This window comes from Hahella sp. HN01, from assembly GCF_018986435.1.
Classification (GTDB): Bacteria; Pseudomonadota; Gammaproteobacteria; order Pseudomonadales; family Oleiphilaceae; genus Hahella.
The window spans coordinates 51,919-71,632 of record NZ_JAHMIN010000034.1; the positions used below are offsets into that span (position 1 = coordinate 51,919).

Genomic DNA, 19,714 nt, shown 5'->3' on the forward strand with positions numbered 1-19,714 from the left:
TATATTTAATCTATATCGATTGCGCAATGTCCAAGTGACTAAACTTTGCTGTCATGGACTTAATAGCTTAAGAGCCAAGGGGATGGAAATGAATTTAATCGTGCGGCCCTTTTTCGATCGGGCGACGTACACGCTAAGCTACGTGACGCATGGAGAAGGGGATAGCCGTTGTGCCATTATTGATCCGGTGCTGGATTATGATTCGGCAGCCGGGCGCGTCGGCACTGAATCAGCGCAGGACATTGTCCGTTACGTGAAGGAAAACGGGCTGGAAGTTGAGTGGATTCTGGAAACCCATGCCCATGCTGACCATCTTTCTGCGGCGCAATGGCTGAAGCGCGAGTTAGGCGGCAAAGTCGCCATTGGCGAGCATATCCGCGAGGTGCAGAGCGCGTTCGGGCGTATCTTCGATCTGGGGGCGGAATTTGCGGTGGATGGCTCGCAGTTTGATCATTTGTTTCAAGATGGCGAGACGTTTCACATTGGCGCGATGCCCGCCCAGGTAATGTATACGCCGGGGCATACGCCGGCCTGCGTCAGTTATGTGGTCGCTGATGCGGTGTTTATTGGCGATACGTTGTTTATGCCGGATTACGGCGCGGCGCGGGCGGATTTTCCGGGAGGCGACGCGACGGAGCTGTATCGATCCATTCGACGCATCCTGTCATTGCCGCCGCAAACCCGCTTGTTTGTCTGCCATGATTATCTGCCTAATGGCCGCGAGTTGCGCTTTGAAAGCACAGTGGCCGAGCAGCGCAGAGAGAACGTGCTGTGCCATGAAGGCGTCTCTGAGGAGGGCTTCGTGCAACAGCGCAAAGCCAGAGACGCCAAGCTGGGGGCTCCCGCTCTCATGCTGCCGTCCCTGCAGGTCAACATCCGCGGCGGTCACTTGCCCGAGGCGGCGGATAATGGCGTTCGTTATCTGAAGATCCCGTTAAACCAGATCAGCTGAGCCATTCCGACGCGAGGGGCGTCGCGATGTCCGAGAACCCGGCGCTTAGAGCTTGCCTGCTTTGGCGGCTAATGACGTCTCCGTCGACACATTGCTGTAGCGTTTAACGTAATCGTTGGTCATGGCCGTCGCCTGGGCGAGTTGCTTGCTGTTCATGATGCCTTTCAGGAACTGCTTCATTTCAGAGGCCCGTTGCGGGTCCCAGTCTGAGATGGTTTTGCCTTTCTTGTTGAGTTCGGCGGCGGTCAACCAGGCGTAGGCCTCCACATAGTCTTTGTTGACGCCCAGTTTTTTGTAGTAGCAAAAAGCGACGCTCAACTGCGAGACCGGATTACCCCGTTGGGCGGCCTTGAGAAAGTGTTCAAATCCCTTGCTTTCGTTTTTGGCGAGTCCCTGTCCCTGTATGTACATTACGCCCAGATTATGCAGAGCATTGGTGCTGCCGGCGGCGATGGCTTTCTCGAAATAGCTGGCGGCCTGCTCATAGGAGCGATAGACGATTTTCCCTTCCTTATAAATCAAACCCAGCGAGTTCAGCGCTTCCCTGCTGTTCTGGTTGGCGGCTTCCGTCAGCCACTTCAGCGCTGACGCACTGTTGGGGCTAATGCCCACGCCATATTGATACATTTGCCCCAGCAACATTTGCGCTTCCATGTTCCCGGTTTCCGCCGCCTTCTTCATGTAGTCCGCCGCCAGATAATAGTCCTGCTGTCCCGCCAGTCCATCAAGCAGCATTTTACCCATGTAAAAATGCCCTTGTTGGTGCCCATGAGAGGAGGAGGTCTTACAGGAGGTCATGGCCGCCGCATACTTTGAATTGGCGTAATCCTGCTCACAGGCGTCGCTCAACTGGCTGATGTCCACGGCGACGGGTTGCGCATTGCGCAAGGCATTTTCGCGGTAACTGTCGTAGTCGAACTTGGCGCCGGCGGTCGTCGTCGCGGGTTGCGATGGCGCACCGCTCGCCAATAACAGATTGCGACTGATCTGGTCTTTGACCGTAGCGATAGGAATCGCCATGCCGATGCCTTCCATGCCGCTCAGCCGTAAAGTATTCACGCCAATGACTTTGGCGTTGGCGTCCAGTAGCGGGCCGCCGCTGTTGCCTGGGTTGATGGCGGCGTCCGTTTGCAGCAGAGTGACGCCTTCAAAGTCCCTGATGCCGGAGAGAATGCCGGATGTTACGGTAAACTCCAGTCCAGCGGGCGAGCCGACGGTGTAAGTAGGTTGCCCTACTGCCGGATCGGTTTTCACCGCCGCGTCGAAGTATCGGCACTCTTTAACGGCGCCCACCAGAAAGGCCAGGTCGGTGTCTTCGCTCTTAACGACGGTGTGCGCGGCGAAAGTGCGGCCATCCAGCGTTTTGACCTGGACGCTGGCGTTTCGCTGTTCGGAAGACAGCTTATCGTAAGCTTGCTGCAGCTCCTGGCGATACTTTTCCATGCTGCGCAGTCTGTCCTGATCCGTGCTTTGCTGGGCCGATCCTTTATATCTGGGATATTGCTTTTCCCAGGTTGCGATGCGTTCGCGGGCTTCCTGGGTTTTTCTATCCACTTTGTCGATGGCTGCGGAAACTTCCTGCAGCGCGGGATTATCAAACTCCACCACATGCCGGTTGGTCACAATCAGACAGTCTTTATTGATAAAAAAACCCGAGCCTACGCTTGCCCCCACACTGATGGAGACCGCGGCTTCCCGCGCTTCCTGAATCGAGCGGATGATGTGCGTATCGACGGTTTGCCTGTCTTGGCTTTTGGGCTCCACGATGACGATGTGCGTCCCTTTTTCGGGCTGCGCTGGCGCGTCCTCATTCGAACAGGCGGTGAGCAGCGCCGGTGCGATGAGGCTGGCTGCAAGCAAGCGGAAAGTCGTGGCGAAGACTCGGGTATAGGACATGGATCACCTTATAGGGGGATGATTATCGGCATGCGCCATTGCATGCGCCATTATAGGTCGCGCGGAGCAGTGTATTGGGTCGTGCGCGCATGGATTTGACGTTGTTTTGCATCCGCAAAACTGGAGGAATCGGGGTTTGGTAAGGCGTTTTGTATTCATCGCGACGTCCATGTCTGGCAGGCCCTGAATTATTGAAATTCCGTGGGGCTTGGAGCGAGCTCTTCCATGCCAAAGCGCTTTTTCAGTTCTTCATATGCACTGTCCATGCGATATAAGCGATAGGCTTCGGCGAACTCTTCCGCCATACCGTCCGGCGCCTTGCGCGAGAACGCCGCGTACATGCGCTTGCCGGGAAATAAGGCTCCGTCCAAACGCTGCACTTGTTCATCCAGTCCGGCGATTTCCGCGCGGGCTCTTTCTATGGCGCTGGTGGCGCCGAAAATGGCGTCGAATCGGTTACTGATCAGCATGATGAAAAGCTGTGACTGATTAACGGTCGGCTGTTCTATAGGCGCTTTTCTGCGAATCAGATCTATCACCTGATCGCTCATGTAATAGCCGCTGGCCGCCGCCGTGCGCCAGCGCCAGACAAACTGCTCCAGCGGCGGGTCATAGCGAATCTCGTCACTGCGATCGCGTCTGATGTAAATGGTGGTGCGGGAGACATGCAGCAGGTTGTCCGGCAAAAAGTCGGCGAACTTCTGTCTTTCCGGAGAAATGGCGACGAAGGTCACCGCATGCACGCCGCCTTCCTCCAGTTCTTTCATGGCCCTTTTCCACGGGTGCCGGCGAAACTCGATATCCCAACCCAGTCGCGCCGCCACCGCACGCATGATCTCAACGTGAAAACCGGTAAGATGCGCCGTTTCGTCGATATACTCGAAGGGCGAATTATTGGCTTCCTCCATGCCCACCAACAGAGTCCTGGCCTGACACCATGGCGCAAGCCAGCAGCAAAAAGCGACCAGAAACCATTTCATATAGCCTACCTCGACCTGCGCGGTGAGAGGTTGAAACCTTTACCGCAGTAGTTACCTGTGAGCCTATACAAGTATAGACGTTAGATTGGGCGTTATTTACTTCCAGGCAGCCATCAAGCCGAATTTATTTCGTCTATTTTCGCCCAACCAAATCTGTATGATGATTTGCTTGCGCTTTATTGCGCAGAACGCCAACCGCCAACCGAAAAGGACCTCAATATGCTTAAAGCTTCCTGCCATTGCGGCAATATCAATATAGAAATGCCTCGGGCGCCTGAGGCGTTGGTGAGTTGTAATTGTTCGATTTGTCATCGCCTTGGAGCGTTGTGGGGACGTTTTGCTCCTGAAGAGGTGAATGTGGTGTGGACGGAGGAGGCGCCGAAACCCTATCGCTGGGGGGATGAGTATATCGACTTTCAGCATTGCCCGCGTTGCGGTTGCGTGACGCACCATACTTCCACGGAAAACTGGGAGGAAAAGCGGATAACGATAAATTGCCGTATGTTGGAGCCGAAATGGATTGCGAACACGCCAATCAAAAAGTTTGACGGCGCGGATACGTGGAAATTTATTGAGGAATGACAAATTTTTACTGACGTAGAGACCTGAATACCCCCGATTGTCTGGCAAATCCGGCGCCTTCAACCATAATTTGATTGAACGGACGCATAGATTTTCCGTTAATCAATTGAGGGTTTCTTCGATGAAGTTTAAATCCGCCATTTTGACCTTCCTTGCGTTATTCCTTGCGGTTTCCGTCCGAGCGGAAACCGTCACCGCCGCCGGCGACCCCTGGCCTCCTTTCATTGATCCTAACGATCCGGATGGCGGCGTCGCCGTGTCTCTGGCTCGAGAGGCTTTTTCCCGTTCCGGGTTCACTCTGGAAATGAATATCATGCCCTGGGCGCGAGCCATTGACGGCGTCAAAAACGCCAAATACGACGTGCTTATCGGCACCTGGTGGACGAAAGAGCGAACGGAGTTCCTTGCGTACAGCGAGCCTTACCTGACCAATGAGATTAAATTCATCAAGCGCAAGGGAGATCCATTTGAATACAACGGAATGGACAGCCTGACCGGCAAGTCCGTGGGAATCGTCAGAGGCTATGGATACGGAGATGAGTTCCTCAACGCCACTAACTTCAAGCGGCCGGAAACCGCGGACTTTTTACCAAACGTGAAGAAAGTGGTGTCCGGCAGGGTGGATCTTACCTTGGAAGATGAGCTGGTGGCGCGCTCGCAGATCGCCAAAGAAGAACCGGGGTTAATAGACCAGATTGAATTTACCCAGAATGCGTTGAACGCCAATACGTTGCATGTTACCTGCGGCCTCGCCAACGCCAAGCATGAAGAAATTATTAACGCCTTGAATAAGGGCATGGCGGCGATGAAGGCGGATGGGACTTTCGATCAGATTTTGAAGAAATATGGCATGAAGTAGCGACCGCGGACCCTGTCTAGTCCTTAAACAGGCGCCAACCTATTTCAGGACGGAGCGCCCTAAAGTAAAAAGCCGGACGTTTAACAGCGTCCGGCTTTTTCTTGGGGTAGTTCGCAGGTTAGAAGCTGACCATCATGCCTTGCGGCAGCCACTCGTTGAAGACAGCGGAGGCCAGCAGTTGCTTGGCTTGCTCGATGTCTGGGCCGAAGTAGCGGTCGTGATCGTAGAACGGCACCACCTGACGCACTGACTTGCGCGCTTTTTCCACCAATGCGGAGGACTTCAGCGGGCTGCGGAAATCCATGCCCTGAGTGGCGGCCAGAATCTCGATGGCGAGAATGCCGCGGGTGTTATCCGCCATGTCGGTCAGACGACGGCCGGCGTAAGTCGCCATGGACACGTGGTCTTCCTGGTTGGCGGATGTCGGCAGGCTGTCCACGCTGGAAGGATGAGACAGACACTTGTTCTCGCTGGCCAGCGCGGCGCTGGTCACCTGGGCGATCATGAAACCAGAGTTCACGCCGCCGTTGTCCACCAGGAAAGGAGGCAGCTTGGACATGTTCGGATCGATCAGCAGCGCCATGCGGCGTTCGGACAGAGAGCCGATTTCCGCCAGCGCCAACGCCAGGTTGTCCGCCGCCATGGCGACCGGCTCAGCGTGGAAGTTGCCGCCAGACAGAATGTCGTCTTCGTCTGCGAATACCAGCGGGTTATCGGATACCGCATTGGCTTCCGCCTGAAGCACTTCCGCCGCGTTGCGGATCTGGGTCAAACAGGCGCCCATGACCTGAGGCTGGCAGCGCAGAGAGTAGGGGTCCTGCACCTTGCCGCAGTTGCTGTGGCTCTGCGCGATCTCACTGGTATCCGCCAGCAGGTGGCGATACATGACCGCCGCATCGATCTGGCCTTTCTGGCCGCGGGCGTCATGAATACGAGGGTCGAAAGGCGTGCGGCTGCCCAGGGCGGCCTCTACGCTCATGGCGCCGGTCACAGTGGCCGCCGCGAACAGATCTTCAGCGAAGAACAAGCCTTCCAGGGTGAACGCCGTGGACGCCTGCGTGCCGTTGAGCAGCGCAAGGCCTTCTTTCGGCGCCAGAGTGACAGGCTGCAGGCCGGCGATGTCGAGAGCGGTCATGGCGTCGACGATTTTGCCGTCGTGTCTGGCCTGACCTTCACCCAGCAGGACGCAGCTCATATGCGCCAGAGGGGCCAGGTCGCCGGAAGCGCCTACGGAGCCTTTCTTGGGCACGATCGGGTAAACTTCAGCGTTAACCAGCTTGATCAGCGCGTCCACCACGAGACTGCGAATGCCGGAGTAGCCCCGCGCCAGCGCATTGATTTTCAGCGTCATCATTAGACGCACGGTGGCGTCGTCCATGAAGTCGCCGGTGCCTGCTGCGTGAGACAGTACGATGGAGCGCTGCAGCACTTCCAGTTGATCTTCGGCGATACGGGTGTTGGCCAGCAGGCCAAACCCGGTGTTGACGCCATAGACCACGCGACCTTCGCGCATGACGCGGGCGACGGCTTCGTGGGATTTATCCATGACGCGGTAGGCGTCTTCGCTCAGTGACAGTTTCACCGGGCCGCGGCTGACTTTGCGCAGATCCGCCAGGGTAAGTTGACCGGGATTAATTAACAGCTCGTTCACGTTATGTACTCCGCTACGCATTAGTCTTTCAACATCGGCAAGTCGAGGCCGTTCTCTTTGGCGCAATTACGAGCGATGTCGTAACCTGCGTCGGCATGGCGCATTACGCCGGTGCCGGGGTCGTTGCGCAGCACGCGGGCGATACGCTGATCCGCCGCTTCGGTGCCGTCACAGACGATCACCACGCCGGAATGCTGGCTGAAGCCCATTCCTACGCCGCCGCCGTGGTGCAGAGACACCCAGGTGGCGCCGCCGGCGACATTCAGCATGGCGTTCAGCAACGGCCAGTCGGAAACCGCGTCGGAACCGTCCATCATGCTTTCAGTCTCCCGGTTGGGACTGGCGACGGAGCCGGAATCCAGGTGGTCGCGGCCGATAACCACAGGGGCTTTCAGTTCGCCGTTACGCACCATTTCATTGAAAGCCAGACCCAGACGGGCGCGGTCTTTCAGTCCTACCCAGCAGATACGCGCCGGCAGCCCCTGGAAGCTGATGCGTTCGCGCGCCATATCCAGCCAGTTGTGCAGGTGCGGATTGTCGGGAATCAGTTCTTTGACCTTGGCGTCCGTTTTGTAAATGTCCTCTGGGTCGCCGGACAGCGCCGCCCAGCGGAAGGGGCCTACGCCTTCGCAGAACAGGGGACGAATATAGGCGGGCACGAAACCGGGGAAATCGAATGCGTTCTTCACGCCTTCTTCCAGCGCCATCTGACGGATGTTGTTGCCGTAGTCCAGGGTCGCTGCGCCAGCTTCCTGTAACGCCAGCATGGCTTGCACCTGCACCGCCATGGATTGCTTGGCCGCTTTGACCACGGCAGCGGGGTCTTTCAGACGCATTTCCGCTGCGTGCTCCATGCTCCAGCCTTGCGGCAGGTAGCCGTTCAGCGGGTCGTGAGCGGAAGTCTGGTCGGTGACCACGTCAGGAGTAACGCCGCGCTTGACCAGCTCCGCGTATACGTCCGCTGCGTTGCCCAATAGACCGATAGAGATGGCTTCGCCGGTCTTCTTGGCGTCTTCGATCATCGCCAGAGCGTCGTCCAGGTCTTTCGCCTGCTTATCCAGGTAGCGCGTGCGCAGACGGAACTCGATGCGGCTGGGATCGCAATCCACCGCCAGCATGCAGAAGCCGGCCATCGTCGCCGCCAGGGGCTGAGCGCCGCCCATGCCGCCCAGACCGCCGGTCAGAATCCATCTGCCGTGGGCTTCACCGTTGAAATGTTGCTTGGCGACGGAAACGAAAGTCTCGTAAGTGCCCTGCACAATGCCCTGAGAACCGATGTAGATCCAGGAGCCGGCGGTCATCTGGCCGTACATCATCAGGCCTTTCTTATCCAGCTCGTTGAAGTGTTCCCAGTTGGCCCAGTGGGGCACCAGGTTGGAGTTGGCGATCAGAACGCGGGGCGCGTCGGCGTGAGTCTTGAATACGCCTACCGGTTTGCCGGATTGCACCAACAGCGTCTCGTCATCTTCCAGGCGCTTCAGCACTTCCACGATTTTGTCGAAGCATTCCCAATCGCGTGCGGCGCGGCCGATGCCGCCATACACCACCAGGGATTTAGGGTGCTCGGCGACTTCCGGGTCCAGATTGTTCATCAGCATGCGCAGCGGCGCTTCGGTCAACCAGGACTTGGCGTTCAGCTCAGAGCCGCGTGGGGCGCGGATCTCTCTCTGGTCGTCATGGCGAGGATCTTTCATCGGTTTCTCCTGTGAGTTACTTCTACGCTTTTGTTGTTGGTTTTCCCAGCAGCCCGGCCAGGCGCGCGGCGAGTCGTGCGGCGACGCGGGCGGTTCTGCTGTCGATATCGTAAGTGGGGTTATATTCGGCGATGTCCGCCATCAGCACTGGCAGGCCTTTACGCTGAATAGCGTCCAGCATGGCTTCGACGATTTCCAATGGAACGCCGCAAGCCGCCGGGGCGCTGACGCCGGGAGCGGTGGCCGCCGGCAGCACATCCAGGTCGATAGTGAGATAGAGACAATCAATTTTGCTCATGAAGGCGTCCAGCGCGCGCAACATGGGACCCAATTGGGTAAAGCCGCAATGGGTGTCTTTCAGATAAGTGACGCCCAGTTTGTCGGCGCGGTCGAATAAGGCCTGGGTATTGGCGTATTCACTGATGCCGAACACCGCATAGTGAAAGGGCTTGCCGGTGTTCTTGCAGTATTTGGCGATCTGCTGGAAAGGCGTACCGGAGCTGGCCCCTTCGCTGTCGCTGCGCAGATCAAAGTGAGCATCCAGGTTAAGGATGCCGAGCACTTTGTCCGGCGCCGCCTGATCCAGGTGTCGGCGCAGGCCCTGAAAGCTGCCCCAGGCGACGTCATGGCCGCCGCCCAATACGATGGGGTTGTGTCCTGCCTGCAGCTGTTTGAATACCTTGTTGGCCAGCGCCGCCTGGGCGTCTTCCAGCTCGCCTTCCCATTTAATGTTGCCGCAGTCATAAACCGGGCGGGAAAGGCGCCAGGGCAGGTTCGCCAGAGCCTTGATGATTTCGTCAGGGCCGTTCGCCGCGCCCACGCGACCTTTGTTGATATAGACACCGAGATCGCAGGGGTAGCCGATCAACGACACGCCCGCCGGACTGTCTTCCTGCGGCGCGCGAACTTGCTGGTGCCAGCGTACGGCGGTGGGGCCGTCGGCGCTGTCGATGCGACCTGACCAGACTTTTGCCTCAGACATTGTGAATTTCTCCATGAAAAACGCGTTGATGCGGACCGGTGACGCCGAATTCGTAGCTCAACTGAGCCGGGTGCTGGCAATCCCAGACAATGAAATCCGCCGCCATGCCCGGCGCCAGATGACCGATGCGGTCCTGCATGCCTAGGGCCTTAGCGCCGTGGCGGGTGACGCCGGCGAGGGTTTCTTCCGGGGTCATGCCAAAGAAGGTGCAACCCATGTTCATCATCAGACGCATTGACGCCAGAGGGCAGGAACCGGGATTAAGGTCTGTGGCCAGAGCCATGGCGACCTTGTGTTTGCGCAGCAGATCCATGGGGGGACGCTGGGTTTCCCTCAGGAAATAGAAGGCGCCGGGCAGCAGCGTCGCCACCGTGCCGGAGGCCGCGATAGCCTGCACGCCCGCTTCGTCCAGATATTCCACATGGTCGACGGACAGTGCCTTGAATTCCGCGGCGAGCTGGCTGCCGCCGCTCAGAGTCAGTTGCTCCATATGGCCTTTTACCGGCAGGCCCAGTTTCTGCGCAGCTTCGAATACCCGGCGGCATTGCTCTGGGGTGAATGCGATGGACTCGCAGAACACGTCCACGGCGTCAGCGAGCTTTTGCTCATGGGCCATGGGCAGGGCTTCTTCGCAGATCCAGGATATATAGTCGTCGGAGCGACCGGCGTATTCGGGAGGCAAGGCGTGAGCCGCCAGCAGGGTGGTGCGGACGTTGACCGGATAGCGTTGTCCTAGACGCCGCGCCACGTGCAGCATCTTCAGCTCCGATTCCAGATCCAGACCATAGCCGGATTTGATCTCCACTGTGGTCACGCCTTCCCGCAGCAGGGCCAGCAAGCGTTTCTCGGATTGCTGCAACAGCTCTTTCTCGCTGGCGGCGCGGGTGGCGCGCACGGTGGAAATAATGCCGCCGCCCTGTTTGGCGATATCCGCGTAGGAAACGCCTTGCAAGCGCATTTCGAACTCAGCGGCGCGGTCGCCGCCGTAAACCAGATGGGTATGACAATCCACCAGGCCGGGGGTGATCAGGCGACCATTGGCGTCAGTGATGTTATCGGACGCGCCGCCATCCCATTCAGACATGGGGACGATGGCTTCTATATTGCCGTGCGCCACGCCGAGTGCATGGTTTTCCAGCAGTCCGTAAGCGTGTTGGGCGTCAGGATCAAGGGTGGCGATCCTGGCGTTGATCCACCAATCCATAAAATCTCGCTCTCCGCAGTGTTTTTATAAATGTATATACATTTAAAGACAAAAAATGCGTTTTGCGCAAGAGGGGCGGTGAGAAAAATTTCTTTTCATAACGAACACCGAAACCGGTTAGGCGTAGCCTGAAGACTATGCTTTCATGTCGTAATGGCTATAAAAATAGAGGGTTTAAGACGTTTTTTGAATTTGGCGTGCTGATACGAGTATAGCGAATTCTGTATCCGCACAGCCCCCATGTAGCGGGATGTTGGGTGATTAGAGAATTTAAATGTATATACAAATATGTGATTCGTTAACTGCTTGATCTATAGGCAGGATGGCTGGAAACAGGGGAAAAGATAAGGAAACCACACGAGTTAGCCCGCGCGATAGGCGAGCCTGCGGCTGTCAATCGCTACAAGACAAACAGATTTGATGATCGCTATGGAAGAGGGGACGTCGCCTATGAAAAGTGGCTGTCGGACTGCAGGCGATAGCGGCTTCCAGGATAAGTCAGGTGGGCGCTGCTGACTAATTGCTGACGGCTCCAGGTGCGACGATAGATGCGCAGGCAGGGTTCATTGATATTGATCTCCAGCAGCTCGCACTGATCCGGGTCCGCCAGCACCGCTTCAATAATATGCTCCACATCGGAAACCGGATAAACGGAGGTAAGGTATTGATTGGGAGTGACGACGGAAAAATCCTGGTCCAGATATTCCGGCGCCAGCAAAGGGTTGATGTAGCGATCTTCCAGTTGCACCGGCACGCCGTCTTCCTGATGGACGATTAAAGTATGAAACACCGCTACGCCGGTTTTGATGCCCAGCTGCACCGCCACATTGGAAGAGGCGCGCAATTGCTCCTGCTTAACGATGCGGGCGCTGTAATCATGTCCCCGGGCTTTGATTTCTTCCGCGATATTGCGGATATCCTGAAAAGAAGAGGTGGGCTTGGCGTCGTTGACGAAAGTGCCTTGCCCCTGATATCTCACCAGACGCCCTTCATTCACCAGATCCCGTATCGCCTTGTGCACCGTCATGCGGCTGACTTGAAACTGCTGCGCCAACTGCATTTCCGTGGGAATGCGGCCGCCGACCGTATAGCGCTGGCTCTCGATGCCGCTGACGATAAAGTCCTTAACCTGCTGAAACCGGGGTTTGGATGACACGGATAAATTGTCCTTGCGATTGCCTGACGAAAACCGTCAATGATTCGGGCGCATATTGTATAGGCATTTTAGCGGCGAATCAGGAAGTTGTAATGGATGAGGCGAAACATTGGCGGCTCTGGTGTGCCTGCCAATACCGGAATAAAGGATAACTTGTTTTGTTTGATAGGAGAAGATTAGTTCTAAGTGTATAAAAAACAAGAAAATATGTACTTGAGATGAGGCCTATGTATAATGGGGCGGCCTTTCAATTGGACTGATAACGTATGCCGTTTAATACTTACCTATTCTTTATTTTCTTTGCTGCTGTATGGATTATATACAGCTCATGTAATAACTGGCGTCTGCAAAAGTTAATATTGCTTGCAGCCAGCTACTTATTCTACTCGGCATGGAATCCGAGCTTTGTCTTCTTGTTACTTTTTTCAACGGTTTGTGACTGGTATGTTGCGAAAGGTATCTTTCGCGCAGAATCGAAAAAGAAGAAGCAAGTATACGTTTGGGCGACGCTTTTAATTAATCTCGGCTTATTAGGCTTTTTCAAATATTGGAATTTTCTCTCTGAGAACCTTTCTTTTCTCAGCGGCGGACTTATCCAGGCGTCATCATTCGATATATTACTGCCGATGGGCATATCGTTTTATACATTCCAAACAATTTCATACTCTATTGATGTTTATCGGGGAAAAATTAAGCCAGCTACGTCATTTAGCGACTACGCGCTGTATGTCTCGTTTTTTCCCCAGTTAGTAGCTGGTCCGATTGTCAGAGCTAATGATTTTTTACCACAATGCGAAGAGCCGAAGAAGGCTTCTGCTGATCAATTGGGCTGGGGGTTATGTTTAGTCATTTTTGGCGTGTTCCAAAAAGTAGTATTGGCTGATAGCCTTTTTGCTCCGATTGTCGACACCATCTACCAAAGGCCTGAAATATACGGGCAACTCGAAACATGGGTTGCTGTCTTTGCATTTTCGGGCCAGATATTCTGTGACTTTTCTGGCTACTCGACCACCGCGATAGGGGTAGCGTTGTGTTTTGGTTTCATATTGCCGGATAACTTCAAATCTCCATACGGTGCGGTCGGCGTTCAGGACTTCTGGAGGCGATGGCATATCAGTCTCTCCACATGGCTCAGAGATTATGTATACGTGTCTATGGGAGGGAATCGAGTCGGCGCCGCGCGAACATATGTGAATCTTATGTTTACAATGCTTATCGGAGGCCTGTGGCATGGAGCCTCCTGGATGTTCGTAATATGGGGCGGGCTCCACGGGCTTTATCTCACAATCGCACGTTTTATTCAGCGTTCTTCATCCTCTGACGGTTCGGAAAGAACAACAGGGCAAAAACTTTTATTGGCCTTTTTCACCTTTATCCTTGTCTCGGTCACATGGATATTTTTCCGTAGTCAAAGTATGGAGGAATGTATTCAGGTCATACGGAACTTGTTTGGCAATGCTGACGCAACCGGGAAGGTTGACGGGCTTAAGATGATGTATGCATTCGTTGGCGCTCTAGTTCTGTTTTTTACACACTTCGCGTTGCGTGAGCGTAGCATCGAGGCCTTGTTCACGAAGCTGAATCCGTTCATGCGGGCTGCCTTTTTAAGTGTATGTTTAGTTAGTCTATTTCTATTTGCGAGTGGTGATACCCGTGCGTTTATCTACTTCCAGTTCTAATGATCGCCTGCCAACAGGGCGTTGGGGTATAACTTGGTTATGTGCGTTATTCGTGGCTGCTGCTGCGATATCTGTATTTGAAATTGGCTTGCGATACTCTGGATTTCAACCCACCCAAGATGACTCTGTGGAATTCTGGATTGAGCAGAGAGATCGTCTCCATGACAGCTCTGAGCGGCCGATAGCGCTATTGGGCAGCTCACGAATTCAGTTGGGCGTTGACACGGCCTACTTGAGAGAAAAACTGGCCAGGCCCGTCGTTCAGCTGGCCATCGACGGCACTTCTTTTATGCCGTTGCTGGAGGATCTTAGTGAAGATGAGAGTTTCACTGGTGATGTGATTGTCTCCGTAGTAGAGAGTCATGTAGCTCCATCAGAGGAGAATCAGAGGTCGACAGAATGGGTGAAAGCTTATCATCGATACAAAAATAAAGGACTGGAACCTTATAAATACTTTGATCAAATGATCGAACTTCAACTCAAGTCCAGATTGTCCAGCAGGTTTATGGGAGTTAGCCCTGTCGATATGATGGGTAAATGGAGTCCTTCGAAAGATGCAGTATCAAAGGTATATTTAACTACCAATCCGGATAGAAGTAGAGATGCTGATTATGCTTTATTGAATCAGTCTGAAGTATATATTGGGCGTGTTCTAAGGCGATATAATCTGCCTTTTCCAGCCGGTGTTGATAATTTTGAAGCATTTAGTAAGTATTGCCTTGATAGTCTGGAAAAAAAGAATAAAGCGGATATTGGGAAGTTTGAAAGTGGAGTTAAGAGATTAGCTTCTTATATTGAGAGGATTGAGGGGCGAGGAGGTAAAGTTTATCTGGTTCGCTTCCCAACAGATAAGCTGATTTGGGTGTTTGAAGATCATGTATGGCCGAAGTCGGAATTCTGGGATGCGAATATTGAAACTCGTTTCAGTGCTGTGCATTTTAGAGATTACCCTGAGATGGCGCGTTTTTCTCTCCCTGACGGCTCACATTTAGATATGAGAGACAAGAAACCATTTACTCAAGCGCTCTTGGAAGCTCTAACTGGTAAAGGATTTCAGATCGAGTAGACCAATTTGTGAAGCCCGTCTATTCTTTAACCTGAGCCGGGCGTTGGATCGAGTGGTTGCCTCCTGTCAGACGCCGTCTGTGTCCGCTGTATCCATCGTAGTGCCTGTGTTGTGCTCGCCAGAGGGAACTCTGATTAGCCAGAGGAGTCCCTGCAGGATACCGCGGTCGGCTTTTTGCGAGTTGCTTCATCCGTTCACCCTGCAGGCGTGGCTAGAACGCCGACAATAAACAGAGGAGTGAAGCAATGATAATCAAACACCTCCCGACGCATCCCTTTCCGGTTGTTCCAGCAAATCTGAAGGTATTTCTGTTTTATCTGGTCGCGATTATGTTTGCGGTAAGCGGTATCGCATTGGGTTGACGTCCCGGACGCCCGCTGGATGGCGGGCGTCACAGCAGTTTGCGGTTGAGCGCGACGTCCTTGTATCCCTTCTGCACGTCGAACAACCGGCTCAGAGGAACGAGGTAGGGACTGTCCGTGGCTTTCTCGCCGTTAATGGTTTCCAGGTTGATGTTTTTGAGCGGCTGATGGGGTCGATACAGCAGGTTGCATAAAGGCGCCAGACAGGCCTCTATATCTGGATGGTCTGGGGCAATCGTGATATCCAGCTGTTTGCCATTGCGGCGAGACGTCATGATCAGCTCCGGCCCCTTAAACGCCATATGGATGGAGTCCAAACGTTTCGGCAGTTGTTGTTGCAGGCCCGGCAGGCCCAGCCCGCAAAGCGACATGGGATCGGTGGCGTTGAACCAGTAGATCTGCGTCTGCGGCAGACTGGTCTGCAGCATTTGCAGCGCGATGGGGGTAATGAACTGTGGGCCGGGGATATCTTTGAAAAAGTAGCCGCCAATAATCTCTCTGGAAAGCTCCATCAGGCGCAGGGAGCGAAACACTGCGCTCCAGCGCATTTCCGGCAGCTCTCTTTGTAGCAGTTCGCGAAACACTACGCCGTAGCGACTTAGCAGCAGGCGTGCGCGGTCTTTGCCGCGTTCCTGTTCCGTTATCGGGTCTTCCTGCCGCAGAGGCCAGCGCACTTGCCGCCAGGTTCCGGGGCTGTTCGCCGCCTGTTTTGACTGGGCGAAGGAGTGGCGCATGGCGCGTCGGCGCGAAGGAGGCCTGCCGGAACTCTGAGCGGGCAAGTCGGGAATAGTGAATTTGTTTTCTACCCCTCTGCGCAACGCGGCGAAGGTGTCATTGTTGATGCGTTGCTTCCATACCCAGTCCCATAAGCATTCCGTCAGCGCTCTGTTGTCCCATCCGCTTTTCCCGGAGAGGGCCTGGAAGTCGTAACGGCTGTCGGCGTCTGGAAACAGGGTTTGCAGTTCGTCGGCGCTTGCTTCGTTTAGAGCTGAGGGGGCGTCAAGCAGATCCAGATCCGCATTGAAGCAGAATAGGGTTTTGCCTTCCTCTACGCCAAGCCACTCCAGGTCGGATTCCTGAAACAGATGATCCAGCAAGGCCGGGTTATAGTCCGGCAGTCGCGCGGGGAGTATTTCACTCTCCCAGAGCGGAGCAGGGGCGGGCGTTCCCTGCAGGCGTTGCATAATATCGAAGAGTCGCTCATGGGGATCGTCGTCACGCTCGCACGCCTGAGTCTGCCAGCAATGCAAGAACAGGGGAAGCTGCTCCAGGGGGAGAGGGGCGAATTCCGGCGCGGCCTCTTTGCGCGCCATATGCAGGAGGATTTCGAAGTTCTCCCGGTCGCAATAACGCAGCTCGGTACCCCCTTCGATCAGCGGGCCGGCCACGATTGCGCGCGCTTCCACCAGATCGTCGAGAGCCCGTTGCAAACGTTGTGGATCGACGCCAAGCCAGTGGCTTATCTCCGAGGAGGATACCGGGCCGTAAAAGCGCAGCCACTCGCCCAACAGCGTATCGAAGAGCGCATCGGATTCCGCATCCCCGTCGGTTTCCGGATAGAACGCCTGTGCGAAGGAGTCCTGGTTTTCCCGCGTCACCATAATCTGGGCGTCGCGATGCGTCAGACGAATGCGTTTGGCCTCCGTCGCCGTCAGCATGTCTTGCAGCGTCTCCTTGCCGGATTCCGACTCAATACGGGCGAGTAATGCGCGCCATTCAGAATCCGGAATAGCGCCGCGTTCCTTGATCCAGTCCAGCAGGTCTCGCGCGCTGTCCGGCGCATATCCTGGCGTCAGACGCTGGCGTTTTTGTACAAAACGCTGACACAGCTCTGCGTTTACGGTGGGACGCAGTTCATCGTTGTACAGAAGCTCTCGCAACAGGTCCTCGCTGAGATTGGAGGTCTTGTCCGAGGTGGGCGTGTCGTCCTTGTACATGTACAGGTTGACCTGCTCCCAGGCGATATTCTGCGCCATGGGACTGGGCGTCCGGGTGTTGGCGACGGACCATTGCACCTGTCCGGTTTGCAGCTCCTCCAGCAGTTGTTTTAACGCGAGAAGATCGAATTCGTCCTGCAGACAGGTGCGCCAGGTTTCCAGCAGAATGGGAAAGTCCTCGTATTTGAGCACGGAGTTCAGCAATTTCTGCGACTGTAAGCGACTCATCCACAAAGGCCGGCGCTCGTTGAACTTGCCTCTGTTGAGCAGCAACGCGCGGCCGGCGCATTCCCGGAAACGTGCGCCGAAAAAACCGGAGCCTTCCAGACGGCCGCGTAACAGCGTCTCTATCCGCTCCGGGGAGACCAGAGAGAGAATGGTTTCGACGGGAATCTCCTCTGGCATTTGCAGGACGATGCACTCGTTACTGACATATACCATTGGCTGCTCGCCGAAGGATTCCAGCCAGGCGGCTTCCAAAGCCATGCCCCAGGGGCGGTTCACTTCCGCGCCCCAACCGGTATGCAGCACCATCTGACGGCCGTGGCTGTGTCCCAGTATTGAGTCGACAATCTCTACCAATAGATGGTGACGATGCGGCAGGGGGCGTCCTGTGTGGGCCCGTTGGCGGCGCAGGAAATCCAGCAGGGAGTCCGCCGCTTCAGCAGTCATGCAATATTGCGACTGCAAGGTGGCGACCAGATCGTCGGCGTCCAGGTTGGCGTCCAGATATTTCAGGAACAGGCCAATTTGTTCGGAGAAGTGGAAATTACGACTGATGGACTCGGCTTTCCAAAACGGCGGCGTAGTGGCGCCCGCTTTGGCGGGAAGCACGAATACGTCGTTGTGGGTGATTTTCTGGATTTGCCAGAATTGCGCGCCGAGAGTGAAGCTTTGTCCGATTTTCGCCTCCCAGACAAACTCTTCGTCCAGCTCGCCGATGCGGGCGCTGCTGTCCTGATGACGCAGATGAAAATAACCGCGATCCGGTATCACGCCTCCGGACTGATACAGAGAGAGCAACGCGCCGGGCCGCGCAGTGACCGTGTTGTCCAGGCGATCCACGGAGACCCGCGCCTGCAGTTCGCGGATGCGACTCTCCGCATAACGCCCCGCCAGCATGTCAATCAGCAGATCAAATTGACGGCGGGGCAAAGGGTGGTAAACGCTGGACATGCGCAAATGGGCGTACAGCTCATCCAGGTCCCAGGTGGCGACGCCGGTCATGGAGATAATTATCTGCGCCAGTACATCCAGGGGGCATTGCAATGGGCGCACCGGCTCCAGATCTCTTTCCATAATGGCTTTGGCCAGGACGGCGGACTCCAGAAAGTCTTGCGGATGCGTGGGAAACAGAGAACCGACGCTGACGTCGCCGACATTATGTCCGGCCCGACCCACGCGCTGGATCGCCGCCGCCACTGAACCGGCGGTCTGCACCAGTACGACTTCGTCCAGCGCGCCGATATCAATGCCCATCTCCAGAGAGCTGGTGGCGACGATAGCGGCCAGTTCGCCTCCCTTGAGGCGTTGCTCCACCTCGGTGCGAATCTCCCGCGACAGCGAGCCGTGGTGCGCGTAGGCCACCATAGCGTCCGCCGCCTGATTGATTTTGTAAGTGAGCTTTTCACACAGGGCGCGATTATTGGTGAAGATCAGCGTGGCGCGGTTGGCCTGAATTCGCGTCAGCAGGGTTTCCGCCAGGGCGTCCCAGAGGTGTTTATCCGCCCCGCGATGGGCGATGGCGGCCGGGTAATTGACGCTGAGCCGGTAATGCTTGGCGGCGTTGGACGCCACCAGCGTGATCGGGCGCTTGCGGTATTGCGGGTGGCGCGCGTAGTCCGGCTGCGCGACATCGAGTTCGTAGCCGGCGATAAAGTCCGCGGCGATGGAGATGGGGTTGATAGTGGCGGACAGGGCGATGCGCTGAAACTCACCGGACAGATCCACCAGACGCTCCACGGCGGAGATCAGGTAAGCGCCCCGTTTGACGCCAAGCAGGGAGTGCGCTTCATCAATGATGACCGTATCCAGATCCTGCAGCAGGCTGAGGCCGCTTTGCGAACTCAGCAGCAGGTTGAGGCTTTCCGGCGTGGTGATGAGAATCTCCGGCGGTTGCCGTAGCATCTGGCGGCGCTCGCCTGAGGGGGTGTCGCCGCTGCGGGTCTGCACGCGTATAGCCGGGAAGGGCTCGCCTTTGCGCTCAAAGCAGGCTGTCAGCTCCGCCAGGGGGCGGCTGAGGTTATTGCGGATATCGTTATTCAGCGCTTTCAGTGGCGAAATATAGAGGATTCGCGTACGCCCCGGTTGCAGCTCGCCAGTGGCGAAGCGGTTGAGGGCCCAGAGAAAGGCTGTGAGGGTTTTGCCGCTGCCGGTGGGAGCCGTGATCAGGCAATGCTCGCCGGAAGCAATGCGCGGCCAGGCTTTGGTTTGAATATCCGTAGGCGCGCCTAAATTGGCGGCGAACCATTCCGCGATAATTGGATGAAATAAAGCCAGCGCCTGGGACATACTAACCCGCAAATAAGTATCCGATCACTAAGCCATAATATATTTAAGTTCTGGATGTCTAAATAAACTTTGAATCAATGATGGCGTTCTTTTCATGCTCCGAAGGATTTTTAAAGCCATCTTTCTTAATTGGTCTGGACCTGCAATCTTCATCTTTCCCAGTCGCTGATGTTTCAAGTAGCTCCACACGGACTCATCTGGAT

At 55.6% G+C, this 19,714-nt stretch carries 13 protein-coding genes; 5 read left to right on the plus strand and 8 right to left on the minus strand.

From position 1 onward, the window contains the following. Nucleotides 1-88: 88 nt before the first annotated feature. Nucleotides 89-952: an MBL fold metallo-hydrolase gene (locus tag KP814_RS25610; RefSeq protein ID WP_216739449.1), complete on the plus strand. Its 864-nt coding sequence runs from the start codon at nucleotides 89-91 to the stop codon at nucleotides 950-952. A 45-nt stretch (nucleotides 953-997) separates the two neighbouring features. Here the strand turns inward: KP814_RS25610 and KP814_RS25615 are convergent, their stop codons facing one another. Both KP814_RS25615 and KP814_RS25620 read right to left on the minus strand, forming a co-directional pair. Next, nucleotides 998-2,848, minus strand: a complete 1,851-nt coding sequence (locus KP814_RS25615) for a trypsin-like peptidase domain-containing protein (protein ID WP_216739450.1) — start codon at nucleotides 2,846-2,848, stop codon at nucleotides 998-1,000. A 188-nt stretch (nucleotides 2,849-3,036) separates the two neighbouring features. Next, nucleotides 3,037-3,828, minus strand: a complete 792-nt coding sequence (locus KP814_RS25620; protein ID WP_216739451.1) for a transporter substrate-binding domain-containing protein — start codon at nucleotides 3,826-3,828, stop codon at nucleotides 3,037-3,039. 219 nt (nucleotides 3,829-4,047) lie between these two features. Here KP814_RS25620 and KP814_RS25625 point away from each other — a divergent pair, with 219 nt between their 5' ends. Continuing rightward, nucleotides 4,048-4,410, plus strand: a complete 363-nt coding sequence (locus tag KP814_RS25625; protein WP_216739452.1) for a GFA family protein — start codon at nucleotides 4,048-4,050, stop codon at nucleotides 4,408-4,410. Nucleotides 4,411-4,531: 121 nt separating this feature from the next. Further along, nucleotides 4,532-5,269 (plus strand): transporter substrate-binding domain-containing protein, encoded by a 738-nt coding sequence (locus KP814_RS25630; RefSeq protein WP_216739453.1) that lies wholly within the window; start codon nucleotides 4,532-4,534, stop codon nucleotides 5,267-5,269. Between the two features lie 118 nt (nucleotides 5,270-5,387). On the opposite strand, the gene hutH is transcribed toward KP814_RS25630, so the two are convergent. The 5 genes from hutH to hutC all read right to left on the minus strand — a co-directional run bounded on the left by hutH (nucleotide 5,388) and on the right by hutC (nucleotide 11,956). Further along, entirely contained in the window at nucleotides 5,388-6,920 is a 1,533-nt protein-coding gene (gene hutH, locus KP814_RS25635) for a histidine ammonia-lyase (RefSeq protein ID WP_216739454.1), read from the minus strand. Between the two features lie 20 nt (nucleotides 6,921-6,940). Next, nucleotides 6,941-8,614: a urocanate hydratase gene (gene hutU, locus KP814_RS25640; RefSeq protein WP_216739455.1), complete on the minus strand. Its 1,674-nt coding sequence runs from the start codon at nucleotides 8,612-8,614 to the stop codon at nucleotides 6,941-6,943. Nucleotides 8,615-8,636: 22 nt separating this feature from the next. Beyond that, nucleotides 8,637-9,596: a formimidoylglutamase gene (gene hutG, locus KP814_RS25645; protein ID WP_253938637.1), complete on the minus strand. Its 960-nt coding sequence runs from the start codon at nucleotides 9,594-9,596 to the stop codon at nucleotides 8,637-8,639. Continuing rightward, nucleotides 9,589-10,800 carry an imidazolonepropionase gene (gene hutI, locus KP814_RS25650; RefSeq protein ID WP_216739457.1) on the minus strand — a complete coding sequence of 404 codons (1,212 nt, stop codon included), beginning with the start codon at nucleotides 10,798-10,800 and terminating at the stop codon, nucleotides 9,589-9,591. Before hutI ends, hutG begins: the two co-directional genes overlap by 8 nt. A 448-nt stretch (nucleotides 10,801-11,248) precedes the next feature. Continuing rightward, nucleotides 11,249-11,956, minus strand: coding sequence for a histidine utilization repressor (gene hutC / locus KP814_RS25655; protein ID WP_216739458.1), 708 nt, complete (start codon nucleotides 11,954-11,956; stop codon nucleotides 11,249-11,251). 266 nt (nucleotides 11,957-12,222) lie between these two features. Here hutC and KP814_RS25660 point away from each other — a divergent pair, with 266 nt between their 5' ends. Beyond that, nucleotides 12,223-13,635: an MBOAT family protein gene (locus tag KP814_RS25660; protein ID WP_216739459.1), complete on the plus strand. Its 1,413-nt coding sequence runs from the start codon at nucleotides 12,223-12,225 to the stop codon at nucleotides 13,633-13,635. Further along, nucleotides 13,610-14,701 (plus strand): hypothetical protein, encoded by a 1,092-nt coding sequence (locus tag KP814_RS25665; protein ID WP_216739460.1) that lies wholly within the window; start codon nucleotides 13,610-13,612, stop codon nucleotides 14,699-14,701. The genes KP814_RS25660 and KP814_RS25665 overlap by 26 nt, the downstream gene beginning before the upstream one ends. A 391-nt stretch (nucleotides 14,702-15,092) precedes the next feature. Here KP814_RS25665 and KP814_RS25670 read toward each other — a convergent pair whose 3' ends face one another. Further along, nucleotides 15,093-19,523 (minus strand): DEAD/DEAH box helicase, encoded by a 4,431-nt coding sequence (locus tag KP814_RS25670; RefSeq protein ID WP_216739461.1) that lies wholly within the window; start codon nucleotides 19,521-19,523, stop codon nucleotides 15,093-15,095. Nucleotides 19,524-19,714: the final 191 nt, after the last annotated feature.